Source organism: Segatella copri, from assembly GCF_002224675.1.
Taxonomy (GTDB): domain Bacteria; phylum Bacteroidota; class Bacteroidia; order Bacteroidales; family Bacteroidaceae; genus Prevotella; species Prevotella copri_U.
Genome location: NZ_NMPZ01000008.1, coordinates 1 through 15,121, shown reverse-complemented (window position 1 = coordinate 15,121; position 15,121 = coordinate 1). Strand labels below are relative to the sequence as shown.

At 40.8% G+C, this 15,121-nt stretch carries 19 protein-coding genes; 9 read left to right on the top strand and 10 right to left on the bottom strand.

Annotation, left to right across the window (positions count from 1 at the left end):
* Positions 1-24: 24 nt before the first annotated feature.
* The 4 genes from CFT61_RS06255 to CFT61_RS06240 form a co-directional block, all read right to left on the bottom strand.
* Complete coding sequence (locus tag CFT61_RS06255) at positions 25-1,242, bottom strand: PD-(D/E)XK nuclease family protein (protein ID WP_089543607.1); 1,218 nt, start codon at positions 1,240-1,242, stop codon at positions 25-27.
* A gap of 64 nt (positions 1,243-1,306) precedes the next feature.
* Complete coding sequence (locus tag CFT61_RS06250; RefSeq protein ID WP_142990572.1) at positions 1,307-1,948, bottom strand: HAD domain-containing protein; 642 nt, start codon at positions 1,946-1,948, stop codon at positions 1,307-1,309.
* 140 nt (positions 1,949-2,088) lie between these two features.
* Entirely contained in the window at positions 2,089-2,406 is a 318-nt protein-coding gene (locus CFT61_RS06245) for a hypothetical protein (protein ID WP_089543605.1), read from the bottom strand.
* Positions 2,407-2,468: 62 nt separating this feature from the next.
* Positions 2,469-2,948 (bottom strand): hypothetical protein, encoded by a 480-nt coding sequence (locus tag CFT61_RS06240; RefSeq protein ID WP_089543604.1) that lies wholly within the window; start codon positions 2,946-2,948, stop codon positions 2,469-2,471.
* Positions 2,949-3,092: 144 nt separating this feature from the next.
* On the opposite strand from CFT61_RS06240, the gene CFT61_RS06235 reads away from it, so the two are divergent.
* The 4 genes from CFT61_RS06235 to CFT61_RS06220 all read left to right on the top strand — a co-directional run bounded on the left by CFT61_RS06235 (position 3,093) and on the right by CFT61_RS06220 (position 5,440).
* Positions 3,093-3,533, top strand: coding sequence for a DUF2493 domain-containing protein (locus CFT61_RS06235; protein WP_176425520.1), 441 nt, complete (start codon positions 3,093-3,095; stop codon positions 3,531-3,533).
* A 40-nt stretch (positions 3,534-3,573) separates the two neighbouring features.
* Positions 3,574-4,068 (top strand): 3'-5' exonuclease, encoded by a 495-nt coding sequence (locus CFT61_RS06230; RefSeq protein ID WP_089543602.1) that lies wholly within the window; start codon positions 3,574-3,576, stop codon positions 4,066-4,068.
* A gap of 135 nt (positions 4,069-4,203) precedes the next feature.
* Positions 4,204-4,716, top strand: a complete 513-nt coding sequence (locus tag CFT61_RS06225; RefSeq protein ID WP_142990571.1) for an HAD domain-containing protein — start codon at positions 4,204-4,206, stop codon at positions 4,714-4,716.
* Between the two features lie 49 nt (positions 4,717-4,765).
* Positions 4,766-5,440: a hypothetical protein gene (locus CFT61_RS06220; RefSeq protein ID WP_089543600.1), complete on the top strand. Its 675-nt coding sequence runs from the start codon at positions 4,766-4,768 to the stop codon at positions 5,438-5,440.
* Positions 5,441-5,600: 160 nt separating this feature from the next.
* Here CFT61_RS06220 and CFT61_RS06215 read toward each other — a convergent pair whose 3' ends face one another.
* From CFT61_RS06215 to CFT61_RS06190, 6 genes are all read right to left on the bottom strand, one after another.
* On the bottom strand, positions 5,601-6,308 hold the full coding sequence (locus CFT61_RS06215; protein WP_089543599.1) for an SDR family NAD(P)-dependent oxidoreductase: 708 nt from the start codon (positions 6,306-6,308) through the stop codon (positions 5,601-5,603).
* A gap of 20 nt (positions 6,309-6,328) precedes the next feature.
* Entirely contained in the window at positions 6,329-7,216 is an 888-nt protein-coding gene (amrS, locus tag CFT61_RS06210; RefSeq protein ID WP_254918886.1) for an AmmeMemoRadiSam system radical SAM enzyme, read from the bottom strand.
* A gap of 36 nt (positions 7,217-7,252) precedes the next feature.
* Positions 7,253-8,650 (bottom strand): AmmeMemoRadiSam system protein B, encoded by a 1,398-nt coding sequence (gene amrB, locus CFT61_RS06205; protein WP_254918885.1) that lies wholly within the window; start codon positions 8,648-8,650, stop codon positions 7,253-7,255.
* 374 nt (positions 8,651-9,024) lie between these two features.
* Positions 9,025-9,372 (bottom strand): hypothetical protein, encoded by a 348-nt coding sequence (locus CFT61_RS06200; RefSeq protein ID WP_089543598.1) that lies wholly within the window; start codon positions 9,370-9,372, stop codon positions 9,025-9,027.
* Between the two features lie 47 nt (positions 9,373-9,419).
* Positions 9,420-9,989 (bottom strand): hypothetical protein, encoded by a 570-nt coding sequence (locus CFT61_RS06195; RefSeq protein ID WP_176425519.1) that lies wholly within the window; start codon positions 9,987-9,989, stop codon positions 9,420-9,422.
* Between the two features lie 3 nt (positions 9,990-9,992).
* Entirely contained in the window at positions 9,993-10,283 is a 291-nt protein-coding gene (locus CFT61_RS06190) for a sulfide:quinone reductase (RefSeq protein ID WP_089543597.1), read from the bottom strand.
* A gap of 620 nt (positions 10,284-10,903) precedes the next feature.
* Here CFT61_RS06190 and CFT61_RS06185 point away from each other — a divergent pair.
* The 5 genes from CFT61_RS06185 to CFT61_RS06165 form a co-directional block, all read left to right on the top strand.
* A complete protein-coding gene (locus tag CFT61_RS06185; protein WP_217899083.1) occupies positions 10,904-11,368 on the top strand; it encodes a hypothetical protein in 465 nt (154 codons plus the stop codon).
* A gap of 33 nt (positions 11,369-11,401) precedes the next feature.
* Positions 11,402-11,734, top strand: a complete 333-nt coding sequence (locus CFT61_RS06180; RefSeq protein ID WP_254918884.1) for a DUF4134 family protein — start codon at positions 11,402-11,404, stop codon at positions 11,732-11,734.
* A gap of 48 nt (positions 11,735-11,782) precedes the next feature.
* Positions 11,783-12,172 carry a DUF4134 domain-containing protein gene (locus tag CFT61_RS06175; RefSeq protein WP_437176821.1) on the top strand — a complete coding sequence of 130 codons (390 nt, stop codon included), beginning with the start codon at positions 11,783-11,785 and terminating at the stop codon, positions 12,170-12,172.
* Between the two features lie 9 nt (positions 12,173-12,181).
* Positions 12,182-12,481: a DUF4133 domain-containing protein gene (locus CFT61_RS06170; protein WP_089543594.1), complete on the top strand. Its 300-nt coding sequence runs from the start codon at positions 12,182-12,184 to the stop codon at positions 12,479-12,481.
* Between the two features lie 25 nt (positions 12,482-12,506).
* Positions 12,507-15,121, top strand: a 2,615-nt coding sequence (locus tag CFT61_RS06165; protein ID WP_089543593.1) for a helicase HerA domain-containing protein, incomplete at its 3' end; no start/stop codon positions are given.

Genomic DNA, 15,121 nt, shown 5'->3' with positions numbered 1-15,121 from the left:
CATTAATGTTCTTTTGTCAAGGGACTAAATATCCAGTCCCTTGACACTATCTATAGCTTCGTCAAACATTATTGAGAAATCATTTAAAGTTTTACCGTTCAGTAAGTCTTTTATCCCTGAGGCATTATCCCAATATTGATTTCCATTAAAATCTTTCCAAATCCAACATTGATTATTGACATCTTTTGTGGAATAGTTTTTTTGAACTTTTTCCCAGTCTTTTACATCTTCACGCTTGACACCATCTTCATCTTTTGGTCGAAAGCCAAAGATTAAAAAATCTAAGCCTTTATGTTCAAACTCGAAAGCAAGTTTAAGATACTTCCATTTTGGATTATAAAATGATGCTCCTGCCCACGATTCTTCCATCCAATTCTCTGTACAATTATCTCCCATAGTCAACCCTTTGCTTTCAGCTAAATCTCTTAATTTAGGAATAAACACTTCGTTTATAAATCTGTTTACAACAATATTTTTATTGTTTGCAATATCATAAATTGCATCTAAATTTTCTTCTTTGCTTAAAATATCTAATAGTTCCTTATTATCTTCCATAACGTTATTTGTTAATATGTCAATAGTACTAATATATTGATTGATCGTTTCTCTCACGAGCGGAGTTCTTGCAGCCAACTCCACGCAACGATCAAGCCATCCTCTAATATCACTCTTATAGGATAGGCAAACTATATCATTTTCCTTTAAGTCTTCACCCAAAGAGTCTTTTGAAGGAGAACAACCATCCAATGTCAAGTAAATCAATACAAATGATTTTTCCGTATCGTCTCCTTTTTGTGACATTCCATAATTCCAGTATCTTAGCATCTGATGATGTTGGTCACCAGCATTGATTTTATTTTCTATAATAATACTATGCTTGCCATCGGTAAGATAAATATCTATTCTGCCGCCTTCACTATCTGTCTGCCTACCTATATATTTCTCTACTCCTACAGAAGCGATAGCCGTGTCTAATTCTAAACTATCTGCAGATATCGCAGGAAACGATTTTTGTAGCATTTTCAAAAACGCCTCAAGGAATTTTCCTCTTTGTCCATGACTTCCTTTAGGGTTCAGCAGGTTTGCCAAAAACATAGAGTGTAGATGGACTTCATCGGACATGAAGCCTAAATCATTGAAAATATTAAAGTTTTCACCACGCTCAAACTTTTCTTTTCTTTGTTCTTTTATTTTTTGTGAAACTATTCGAACTTGGTTTAGAATATTGATTATATCATTCATCACATTATTAACTATAATTGTTTATCTTAGAAACGAAATTCCATATAAATTATTGTAGAAGTTGTTATTTTTGCCAATGAAAATGATTACGCAAACACTCATGGTACATAAGGGCACAACGATTCATGTTATTTATCTCCTTTTCTGGATACCAGTAAAAATAAGCCATGAAAACCATCACCATAAGGATATAAAGCGCAATAAATTTTAGAGCACCATAAAACCAACGTTTCATTTGACTGATCTCTTTGGTATTTAAGATTTGAATTGCAACTCTCACATCAGCCTTATCAAGACCTTTGCTACCTTCAACTTTTACAAGATGTTCTCGTTGAGAAAACAGAAAATCTTCCTCATCATCAAGAATTATATATTGATAAGGCTCTTTGGCGTTCAATCTCAACCATTCTGCAATCTCCAAGCCTTTACACCCATGTAAGCCTTGCCATTCCTCCTGCCCATCTACATTGCTAAAGTTAGTGGAATTGCAAGAAGGGGTCAAATCTATAACTTCGCCAGGCAATTGGTATTCCTGCCATAATTGCTGTATGTACTCCATGCCTTGCAATCGCCAAGTGGAAGAAATGACGACCTTAGCATCAGTTCTTTCCAACAAGCGGCGTAAATTTGTCACAGCGTTTTTATCAAACTTACCTTTTGGAGTATTGATTACTCCATCAAAATCTAAAAATATATACTTCTCCATATCTTTTTTACACGACGTTTGCATAACCATAATAGCACTACATTAATACATACAATTTTCTCCATGAGGGAAAGACTTCTAAAATCCGTTCCTCCCAATATGGTTCTCAAATAAGGTCTATTTTCCATACTTGTCTATATTTAGAAGGCGAAATCATCCTCTTCCTCATCCTCACCATTTGGGAACATGACGCTTCTCTCATACTCTGGATCATAGAATTCATACTCATCCTTCACCTGCTTGATTTTCTTCTGGATGGAACAAATCTGCTCCAACTCCGGAAATTGAAGATGTTCACGATTGAACTCCAATATCTCATTCAGCTCTCTCTCAATGGAACAAACCTCTGGTTGGAAGTCATCCAAGTCAAACTCGGGATCATTGAAGAAGTCATTATCTAGAGCCTCGTCCAAACGGTTTTCCATCTTATCCAATTGCTCTTTTATAGTTTTGTTCATTATGCTTTATTTTTAAGTTATATGTTCGATTTATGAAATAAGAATCTTACCTGATGAAAGATTCATTTTTCGTAGGTGTCTGAGAGTAACAGGATTTGCTTCACCTTGGAAAGCAAATCTTTCTCTGTAACTTCTAAGTTCAAAGATGCCTCATTCCCTGTTATATTGACACCTAAAACACCTGCAAGTTTTATCAGATGTTTTGTACTTCCACTCTTATCAAAAAGACAAATAGACCATTCACCATAAATACAAAAAAAGGTTATGTAAATGGGCATGTTGTCATACATGATTTTATAACCATATTTTTCAACATATGGAATCTTGCCATCGAAGGTTTCCGCTATAAAGGAAGCTATCTCCTCGTGGAACTTCTTCGTAAAAACGTTGGCGTATTCTTCGGAAATCTCATCCTTGGCACAGATAATCTGCTCTTGGGCATCTTCCAAATCATCAAGCAAATCGTCTAAAGCCGAGCATTTTTCGATAATGTTCAGTCCTTTAAACTTCGCCATTTCTTTATCAATATCAAACTTTTCCATTGTATATCAATTTTAATTATTCTGGTGCAAAGGTAGCCCACACCTGTGTAATTTCCTTTCACACAACAAAAACTTTTTTCATGCGCAATGATTTTTCTCACGTTTTATCTAATTTTGCAGAAAATTTAATGAGCAAACATGAATATGGGCAAAGAATTATCAAATGGCAAGATGGACAAAGAAGCCATCAAACATGCCATCAAGACAAAGTATCTCAATAGTTACAAGGTGATTGTAGCGGGAGAACGTGACTTTGACAACTATGAGTTTTTGAAAGAAAAGTTTGATGAGACTTTCGAATCTTTGGGAGACTTGGACGCTCACCCAATAGAAATCATTTCAGGGATGGCAGATGGTGCAGACAACTTAGGCATCAAATACGCCAAGGAGCATAAGCTAACAATGGTCCTATACCCTGCGAATTGGGATAAGTATCCGAGGATGGCAGGAATCCTTAGGAACATGAACATGCTTGTTACGGCAACACATCTTGTTGCTTTTTGGGATGGCAAATCTCATGGAACCAAGAACATGATAGAAATTGCCAAGGAAAAGGGCATACCAGTATGGATATATAAATATTAAAAATTTGGATAATACATCTATAATTAGTAACTTTGCACTCATGAAGAATTTTGCAGCGATAGATTTTGAGACTGCCAACCAGCAACGCACAAGCGTTTGCTCCGTAGGCATTGTGATAGTAAGGGATGGTGAGATTGTGGATAGCTACTACAGTCTCATCAAACCCGAACCTGAGTATTATTCCTATTGGAATACTAGGGTGCATGGACTTACCATGGAGGATACCATGAACGCCAGGGTGTTTCCAGAGGTATGGGCTGAGATTCAGTCAAAGATAGAGGGACTGCCATTGGTAGCCCACAACTCACCCTTCGATGAGGGGTGCCTGAAGTCTGTGTTCCAAATGTATCAGATGGACTATTCCGATTATGAGTTCCATTGCACCTGTCGTGCCTCCAGAAGAAAGTTGGGATCTCTCCTACCCAACCACCAGCTACAAACTGTAGCTGCCTATTGCGGGTACGACCTAACCCAACACCATAATGCCCTGGCTGACGCAGAGGCTTGTGCTTGGATTGCCAGGAAACTACTATAACTCTTACAACTCATTTTATTGTTTTTTGTTACAAAAATGACAATAGCACTACAAGGGAGTTGCTTTCACGGGTTCATACCGTGAAGCACTCTTTTTGGATTAGTACATCTCTCATTATCCAATAAAATAATGTGCATGAAGAAGATAATTTTTCTCGATTTTGACGGTGTACTGAATACTGAGTACAACCAGAACTTGCTTATGTATCATGGGAAATCCAGGAAAGACAAGTATGGAGCTTTCTTCGACCCGGAGACAGTGGCTGAACTTAAGAGAATAGTAGAAGAGACCAATGCTGATATCGTAATAGAATCATCGTGGAAATATCTTGGGTTAGAGGCTATGCAACAGATGTGGAGCGACAGAAACATGCCCGGCAAAGTTATTGATATAACTCCGTCTTCTGCCACTGACAACATGCTACTCAATGCCAACCTTGATGAAATGAATCCCGCACACACCCAATGGAAAGGAGTGGAAATCGCATCATGGATAGCTGACAATCTCCAAGATGAAGGTCGGTATGTTATTATCGATGATGAATACGTGATACAGGATTCGCAACTGCCACACTTCATCCTGACCAATCCGTATGATGGCATTACTGCAGAGCTGGCCAACAAAGCCATTAAGATTCTTAACGAATAAAGAAATTAAGTTTTTCTATAAGTATAACAGTAATTTATGGGATTAAGATATGAACATAAAAGATGTATTTGAAGACTCTCGCATTGTCATGTTGGAGAAAGACATTGCAAGAATAAACGAGTATTGTCAATACTCTGATAAAGAAAAGTTTGTGATGAAGCACTTGCTCGAAAAGCGTTGCAACGTACTATGGCAATTGAATGTATATGACGATGAGACGAAGCAACTCCTCATCGGTTTCAATGACGCACTTCGAAAGGCATGTACGCAGCTTTATCACCGGACGATGACAGTTTATCAAGAATACCTGCATCGTAAGGACATTTCTGGAGATTTTGAGGTGGAAGGAAAGATATTCCTTGGTTACGAATATCCTGCACATCACCCCATTCAGACAGAAACGGCAAAACAGGTGTGGGATGCTCTCACATATGGAGGTTACATTACACTCTATGATGAGGGATGCGCATGGCCGCTCCGATTCAGTAGTGAGCGTCCTTCTGAGCAAAATATCAATGAGAAATTGGAGAATTGGTTGGGGATGGAGATTGAGAACGACAATTGGAATGAGGGACTGGATAGAGAATGGTCGAAAGACCTGCATCTTATACAGCCCTTTCATAATCTGTATGATCATTGTTACTTCTCATTATACGACCTCATATATGTCCGTGAGTTCAACCTGGAAGTACATGTGGAATTTGATGATAAAGTAAAATATTAACAAGTGTTATATTGTGTCTAAAATGTATCTTGCCTTGAGGAGTATAGATGCTTGGGGCCAAGTATATTCTTGAAAATAAAACAGAGGGTGTGCCATGGACTTATGACACACCCTCTTAATTTTTTCTGTGCTATTTTTTTACCCTCGAAGAGATATGTTCTTAATCTTCCTTCACAATAGGGTACAATTCTATGAATTCACCGTTGTGGGATTTTCCATCATTGATGAGTTCGGCAAACTTCTCGCCTACAGTTTCAATCGTATGGAAACCAGGTAAAGCCATGTTGCCGTTCAAATCTGTGGTAGTAGGACCAGGATGTACGCTGAAAATCTCTACCGGGATGTTGTTCTGTTTAAACTCCATTGCCATTACTCCCATCATGGCATTCTGGGCAGCCTTGCTAGCCACGTATGCCAATGGATGCCAGTAGGGACTGATCTCGCTTGGAACCGTAATATTGACGATTCTACCTTCGTTAGTCTTGATAAGAGGGAGAAGTGCCTGAGTAATTGCCAGGGTTCCAAAGTAGTTCACGTCTGTTGTCTCCTTGATATCCTTCATGTCTGTCTCCCAACTGGTCTTGGACATGTCTCCTGGGATGCCTGCATTGTTCACAAGGAGATTGAGCGAAGGATACTTTTCCTTGATTTCCTTAGCTGCCAGACTGATGCTATCGAGATCGCCGAGTTCAATATTCACCCAACCAAGTACAGTACATCCTGCTCCCTTCAACTTACTCATTGCCTCCAAAGCTCTCGCTTCGTTACGAGCGCCGATGATGATATCCCAGCCACCTAGACCAAGATACTTACTGATTCCAAAGCCAATACCTTTGTTGGCTCCTGTAATAAATGCTGTTTTGTTCATTTCTATCAATTATTTTTATTTTAAATATTCCCTAAATATACCTTATTGATTCCTTCTTCCTCTGCAATCCTACGGGCTAGATATAAGGTTTCTCTTGGAGTAGGTATAGAATCTTTCATCCTATATTGAGGAAAGAATCTGCTGAAATGAAGAGGGCAATCGTCAAAGCCATGATCTTTGAGCCATCTGCACATATCCCTTATCATACCTTCATCATCATTCACTCCTGGAATCAAGAGGTTTGTTATCTCCAGATGTACTCCAGCTTCCTTGATTGTAAGAAGAGTGTCAAGAACTGGCTGCAAATGACCGCCACATTGTTTCTGATATACTTCATCGGAGAAAGCCTTGAGGTCGATATTGGCTGCATCTATGAAAGATACAATCTCTTTCAAGGGGTCCGGGTTGATGTAACCTGCTGATACCAGAATATTCCAGAGTCCTCTCTTATGCGCTTCCTGAGCTATGTCATAGATATATTCATAGTAGGTAAGCGGCTCTGTATAGGTAAAGGCGATACCTGGCAGATGATGCTTGACGGCGATCTCTACAATTTCCAGAGGAGACAGCTCATAGAAGTCAACATTAGATGGAAGCACCTGAGAGATGTCATGGTTCTGACAGTTGAGACAGCGGAAGTTACAACCTGTACAGGACAGAGACAGGCAGCGGGTTCCCGGATGAAACTCATTCAAGGGTTTCTTCTCAATAGGGTCATCAGCCAAGGCACAGGGCTTGCCATAGACCACAGAGTAAAGCCTCCCTTCAAAATTCCATCTGCTGCCGCATTTCCCATGCCTGCCTTCCGAGATGACGCAGCAATGAGGGCAAAGTTCACACATTACCGTATTGGCTGCATACCTCCCTACCCCATCCAGCTTCTTGTAAAATCTGCATTCCTTCATCATATCTAAAGATTTAGAATATTTGTAATCATCTAGCCACTAGAATACGATGGCTTCATAGGTATATAGTTCTGCCGTCTTCCAGCCATCCCATCCTATTCCAGCTTTGTCCTGAGCGCAATGGCCCAGGAATTCCTCCTTCGACCACGCTACTTCATCAGCAACTTGTGGAAGGAAGGTACCCGTATGATATCCCTTGCGCATGAAAATACCCTGTTTGCCCAATTGAAATTCATCAATGCTATGGATACGCTTCATCGGAGTGAGCACGGAGATTTCAATATCGATATCATCCAGTTCATCCAATGTAACCCCATAAAAGCGGGGATCTTCAAAGGCTGCCGCCTTAGCCATCTGTACCACAGTCTGATATAATGGCATATCTTCACCAAAATGACCGATGCAACCTCTTAATCTCCCCTTCTTATGCAGAGAAACAAAGGCACCGCAGTGGGTCTTTAGCATATAAGATAGTCCGCTAGGCTCATACTTTTTTCCCTCAAGAGAAGCCTCGATGGTATGATAAGCGATAGACTTAAGCATCTTCTTATCATCTTGAGTCAATTCAAAGCTGGCAGCTTGAGTGGTAAATACAAAAGAATGATAGCCCACCACCTTGTCTTTTCCTCCGTATGGTGAATCACCGGAGTTGCAGTACATGATGTGATGTGGATGAATCCCTGCATTCTTTTCTGTCATCATCAGCAAGGTGGCAATAGGAGCCATGCCACAGGCACTCGTTGCCAAATTGCCGATATTGAGTTCCTGATTATGCAGTGTGGCATTAACAAAAGCCTCTGTCTTTCCTGTCATGATGCTGTCTTTGGTGAGTCCATCCACCAGTTTGGCATCCATATAGGCAGGATAATGAGAGAAGTCGCTGCTGATAACGAAAAGATTTCTTTCGTTCAGATAAGGTTTCAGGCAGCTGGCAATCTCCTTTAGTGTACTGAGTTCCTGAGTCGCAATGATAATTGGAACGATTGGCGGCATCTTCTTCATGTGGTATTGCAGGAATGGCAGTTCCACCTCCAGGCAATGTTCACTCTCATGTGCTGCTGGTACATAGGTAAAGGCATCACTTTTAGCCATCAAATCCCTGCAAAGGGCTGTATCTACAGCTACTTCTCCCAAAGGTGTGGCGTAGGCAGAAGCACCTTCATTAATAGAAGCCTTGCCCAGATAAACATGATGGCTTGGTCCCAGAAGAAAGATATGCTCATATTCTGCCTCCGGATGGATGGCAGCAAAAGCTGATGCTGCCGTTACTCCAGAAAACACATAACCTGCATGGGGTACGATAACGGCTTGTACATGTTCCATGACAGGATTCTTGCACTGAGAGAAACAATCTCTCACATCCTGGCGAAGCTCCTTGGCATCGTCAGCATAAAAACTACCTGCTACTGCAGGTTTGCGAATCTTTGCTTCCATCATAATGCTTATCAATATTAATACGATGAATAAAAAACTTCTCATATCCTCGATGTTGATGTTTGTAGCTATAGTATCCACCTTGTTGCAAAGATAATGCAAACGAGCGCAATGAAAGCTTGCTTTCAAATTGCCGAGTGCAACTTATCTTATGCAAAGATACAATATTTGATTAAGAAAAGCGCAAGGTAAGGAAAATTTTAAATTAAATTTAATGTAACACATCTTAGTTACGAATGATATATGGCTTAGATATGATACATATCCATTCAACTTCTATCGGAGATACCCACATAGTGCTGCCTATATACCGCTCAAAAGTATATAGGCAGCACCGATCGAAAAAGCAAGAGGCACTTAGCCCCTTGCTCCCTTTCTTAGAAGTTTGATTTGATTCTCTGAAAAACCGCATCATAAACAGTGTCAATGCTACCGAGCAGGACATTATCGATCACATCTATCAGTTGCCAATCTTCATCTGTCTCACAAGTGGTTTTACCCTTGTAATACAAGGTGTTATTCTCCACTTTGATGTTAGCCACTAGTACTTCTTCGAGTGCATTGGTATCACCAATGCTTCTTATGAGCCATCCTGCATCAAATGATTCCTCATCTTTTAAAAGGTCTATCTCCGTCACACCTTTTTCCATCATCATTTCCTTGATGGCATTCTCTATCTCATGATGCAGCTGCACCTTCCTTTTGACGAAATTTATGTATTCCATACCTTATTTATATTGTGGAGAGGTGGTTAGTCTCTCCGTTACCTATTCTACGCAACAATCTTATATTCATTGAAATATAAGTAATCCTCCTCATTCTCGTGATATTTCTGCCAGGTCTCAAGTTGTTCCATTGATATGGAATCCACCTCAAGAAGCTCAGCAATATAATGAAGGGCTTCTTTCTCCGTATTGAAACATTCATAGTCATATGCCCCATCAAGACAAGAATCAACCACAAAGCGGCAGCTGAAATACTTGCCTTCTGAATCATTTGTGGCATAAACACAGTCACCGTCTTCTTCCACCATGAAATATACCTTCATGTCCTTGTAATGGTTTTCTAGGAAATGGCGGAAATCAGATGCTCCCCATGCTTCTTCTGCCTCGATGGAGAGCATGCCCTCACTAATTTCACAACTTTGGATGAATCCTCTGAGGTAGTAATTATTGGTGTCTCCTCCCAAAGCCCAGACGATGTTCCCTTCCCAATTCTTGTCAGTAAGATTATCGAAAGGGATTCTTCCGTTCTCATTAAATTCCATGAAGAGGTCATATATCTCCTGAAGGTCTTTCTGCTTGCTTTCTATTCTATAACTAGTTGATGCCCAATTTGCCATTTCCTATCTATCTTTAATTTGTGAATAATACAGCTGTTTCTCCTTCAAATGCTCCATGATGGATGCCGACAATGTGCATGCCCACTCATCACGTGGGTCATACCAACCCTGCTCATAGCAATAAGCTAGCTTGTCAATAAATGCCATCACCACCTTGAATTTTTCATTTACAAGATAACGATGGTCATTAGCCCATTCCTCACCGGTAAGCTGCGCACTGCCCATCTTGCCATTAACGAAACGTGAGAATACATCCGTAAACTCCTTGTCCTTTTCTGAAATCATTCTTTCCATAAAAGCTTTATTTAAAAGTTCAACATTAAAATTATATTCTAGATTTCCTGAAACCCAGCCTTTTCAAGACTTTTGTTCTGGGAGAATCCGAGATTTTTTTTAATTACATTCCAGCGTAACCTTTACCACTATGCCTTTTTTCGTGCTAAAAAGATGGGTGTCCCTATCAGGGCAGAAAACCAGGCAATGCGGCTAAAAACTTTTTGGAAAACCCAATCTTGGATTGTGGAAGGCTGCTGAACAAGTTTTTAGCAGTATAACCTTTTGAGGTGGTGCTTGGTGTCTGCCAGGACAGCCATACCTTTGCAAAGAAAAAAGCCTGTGGTAAAAAGTGCAAAGTCTGATATGATAAAAAGTGAGGTTCACCTGACAGAACAAAAACGGAGTTATTATATATCATTATTTAGAAGTTGATAGTTTTAGAATCATCATCATCAAAATAGCTTTTACTATTATTCACAAGTAGCATACAGGTTTCCATTTTAACACTTTCTTGAGTTTTACTTGACAAAATGACCGGTTTTTAGTTAAAAAACGTATTTGATTAGTTTAATAGGTATTATCTGCTAAAAAAGCTGTTCCTTTGCACCCGTAATCAGGAATTTATCAATCAAATAACAATGGAAACATTTAGCATATTTGCATTAACAATGACATTCCTTCTTGCAGTCTATTATGCGATTATCATCGTCTTAGATCTCAAGAAGATAGCGCCAAGTGAAAAGAAGGCGGATGAGGAGGTTTTCAAGACCTCAACAAATCATGTTCCCCAAGTTTTGGAAGAGGAACAGCCTGTAGATGTGGATGAGGATAGTTTCCTTCATTCGTCTTCAGAAATCAGTGAAACTGGGGTGACCTCCATCGAATCTTCTCAGGAACGACCAGCTTCCATAACTGTGGAAGATGTGGAGCAAATGGATGTAAATGAGGTGTATGCAAGAATCAGTAATGCGAAAAAGGAAATGATCACCTGCAAGGCTGACGTTGAAGAGGAAATCAGTTCCAAAGATTTCCTTCAAAACATGATCGATGGCGAAGCATTCATCAATAGTTTCGCCGAGAATTTAGGTGGAGTATCGATATAAACAGTATCCAAAATGAGGGATTATACTAAAGTTATGGCGATAGCAATGCTGTTGCTTTCAATCTCCCACCTGGCCATGGCCAATTGTGGAACCACTGATTATAGCGGAAACACCGGAAGACTTTATGATATGGTCACTTATGTGCTCACGATGTGCTCTTATGTAGCCCAGCTCATGTATGCCATCGCAACACTCCTGAGCTTCTATTGTGCCATCAATATCTACATAAAGATGCAAACTGGTGAAGACGGTTTTGCCAAGAGTGTGCTCATTCTGATAGGAAGTTTGATTTTTCTTGGATGTGCCACTTTTATTTTCCCGTCATTCTTCGGATTCCAATATGGGGTAACTGACCACCTATGGTAGATAAATTAGTCAAAGAATTATATAATCATTTAATTTTTCAAGAAAAAAATGAATAAACTTTTCAGTAATCTGGCAGGCGGCGCAATGAAGGGCGCCGCTGCCACAGTAAAAAATGCAAAGGCTTTTGTCAAGAACCCTCGTATCTGTATGATGGCCATGATGCTTTTCATGGTTAGTATCACTACTTTCGCGCAGGATGTGGATGCTGGTCTTGCTGCTATTGAGACTTCCACCGAGAGTTTGAAGCGATATGTGCCCGTCGTTACGAACCTCTGTTATGCCATCGCAGGTATTGTTGCCATGATTGGCGCTATTTCTGTATATGTAAAGATGAACAACGAGGAGCAGGATGTCAAGAAGAGCATCATGATGATTGTGGGTGCCTGCATCTTCCTCATTGCCGCAGCTCAGTGTTTGCCTTTGTTCTTCGGTCTTTAATCTTGGCATATGGGCAAGAAAGACCAGGAACGATACAAGGACTACCCGGTTTTCAAGGGACTTCAAAAACCCCTTGAATTCCTGGGTCTGAAAGGAAGGTATATCTTCTGGGCTGCTGGTGCTGTGGGAGGAGGACTCCTGGGATTTCTCATAGGCTACATCCTGTTGGGATTCCTGGCTGGACTTCTCCTGCTTACCACCTTTTTAGGCGTGGGAGGGTCCATGATATTTCTGAAGCAGCATCAGGGACTTCACAGCAAGAAAGCACCCAAGGGTATTTTCATCTTTGCTCGTTCAAAAAGTTATTAAGTAAAACAATATATAATTCAGTAAAATGGTTGCAATCGCAGTAGTAATGCTCTTAATTGCAGTGATTATAGGCATGGGTATCTCCATTTGCGCCTTTGGTACTGGAGGAAAAAGAGCCAAGGTCTTCGAGGACATTTATTTCAGCGTGGAAGATGTGAACGATATGGGAATCATCTATACCAAGGGAGGGGACTATACCGCTATACTTAAAATCAGAAATCCCATAAGAAAATATTCAGCTTCCAAAGATAGCTATTACGATTTCATAAGCCTGTTCTCTTCTATTCTGCAACTTTTGGGGGAAGGTTATGCCCTTCATAAGCAGGATGTCTTCGTTCGCAAGCAGTTTGATATGAATAGCATTGCTGCCAAGGGAAAAAGCTCTATTTCCAAACGTTTCCTTTCTGATTCGTATTTCAGGTTCTTTCATGGAAGGAGTTATGTAGCTCATGAAACCTTCCTGATGATTACAAGAAAAGGTAAGAAAGGAACTATTCACAGTTATGATCCCGCCAAATGGAAGGACTTCTTGGTGAAAATCCAGAAGGTCCATGACAGGTTGAAGGTCAGCAATGTGGAATGTTCCTTTCTCAAGGCCGAAGAATGCAAGAGGTATGCAGACCGTTTCTTTGCCATGGATTTCAAGAACGCCACAGTTTCCATGAGTGATTTCAAGGTCACCAGCGAGGAAATTGGTATGGGAAAGCACCATATCAAGGCCTATAGCCTTTTGGATGTGGATCAGGTTGGCTTGCCGGGCATGCTTCGTCCCTATTCTGAAAGCCAGGTAGGAAACAGTATTCTCTCCGAGGATTTGCTTTCTTCCATCGACTCGCTTCCCGAAGTTGATACCCTGGTGTATAATCAGGTGATCTTCCTTCCCAACCAAAAAAGGGAAATCATGAAGCTGGATAAGAAAAAGAACCGTCATGCCTCCATTCCCAATCCCAACAATCAGATTGCCGTTGAGGACATCGAAAAGGTTCAGTCTGAAATCGTCCGTAACGGCAAGATGCTCGTCTATGCCCACTATAACATGGTGGTTAAGATTTCTGGGGATAAGGATTTCCAAAAGATAACCAATTCCTTGGAGAACCTCTTCGCAAGACATAGCATCCATATATCCAAGAGAGCTTATAACCAACTGGAACTCTTCGTTGGCAGCTTCCCTGGTAATTGCTTCCGGCTTAATAAGGAATATGACAGATTTCTGACGCTCTCGGAACCGGCTCTCTGTCTGATGTATAAGGAACACCAGCAACAGGGTGACTCTTCACCCCTGAAATGCTATTACACAGATCGGCAGGGTTTGCCACTACCCATAGACATCACCGGCAAGGAAGGTAAGGTCAAATATACCAACAACTCCAATTTCTTTGTCCTGGGACCATCTGGAAGCGGTAAGAGTTTCTTCATGAACTCCGTGATGCGACAATATTATGAGCAGGATACGGACGTGGTCATCGTGGACACCGGTGACAGTTATGAGGGAATCTGCAACTACTTCGGTGGGTCTTATATCTCTTATAGCAAGGAAAAACCGATTTCAATGAATCCGTTCAAGATTTCAGAACTTGAGTATAAGGAGAACTTTGGCGAGAAGAAGAACTTCTTGAAAAGCCTGATTTTCCAACTCTTCAAGGGAACTGACTACCCAAGCAAGATTGAAGATACGGTCATCAACCAGACCATCACGGAATATTATGAGGCCTACTTCCATCCTTTTGATAACTTCAGCAAGGACGAAAGAAGGCAGATGAAGGAGATACTTCTGCTGGAAGATAAAAAGAATGGCAAGTATGACCAATATGAAAAGGAGCTCGAGGATCGATATGAGCAATTGTCTGAGGAAAAGGACATGACTTCGAGAAATTCGCGTCTGGTCAATAAGCTCCAGGCCGTGGTGGAAGATACAGCAGCTACAGAGGGTGAAAAGCAAGCTGCCCTTCACCAGCTCCAACGTTTGACTCCGGAACTCGTGGAAAAAAACTATCTCCAGCGCATCGAGCGTAAGATTGACAAGATTGAACGCCAGAAAAGAAGTCTCAAGGTTTCTGAACTCTCCTTCAATACCTATTATGAGTTCGCTCTGGTGAGAATACCTCAGCTTATCGTTCAGCAGAAGATAGAGTTTGCTATCCATGATTTTGCCGCCATTCTCAAGCCATTCTATAAAGGTGGAGAACGTTCTCATATTCTGAATAATGACCTGGATGCTACGCTGTTTGATGAAAAGTTCATCGTCTTCGAGATAGACAAGGTGAAGGATGACCCTATTCTCTTCCCTATCATTGTTCTGATCATCATGGATGTGTTCACGCAGAAAATGAGAATCAAGAAGGGCAGAAAGTGTCTGGTTATTGAAGAGGCATGGAAAGCCATAGCCACACCGGTGATGGCGAGCTATATCAAGTATCTCTATAAAACGGCTAGAAAACATTGGGCTATGGTGGGAGTGGTCACACAGGAGATCCAGGATATCACCTCCTCTCCTATCGTTAAGGAGGCCATCATCAATAATTCTGATGTCTTCATGCTGCTTGACCAGAGTAAGTTCAAGGATAAGTTCTCTGAGATCCAGTCCACTTTGGCTCTTACCGACAATGACTGCCAGAAGATATTCACCATCAACGGCTTGGA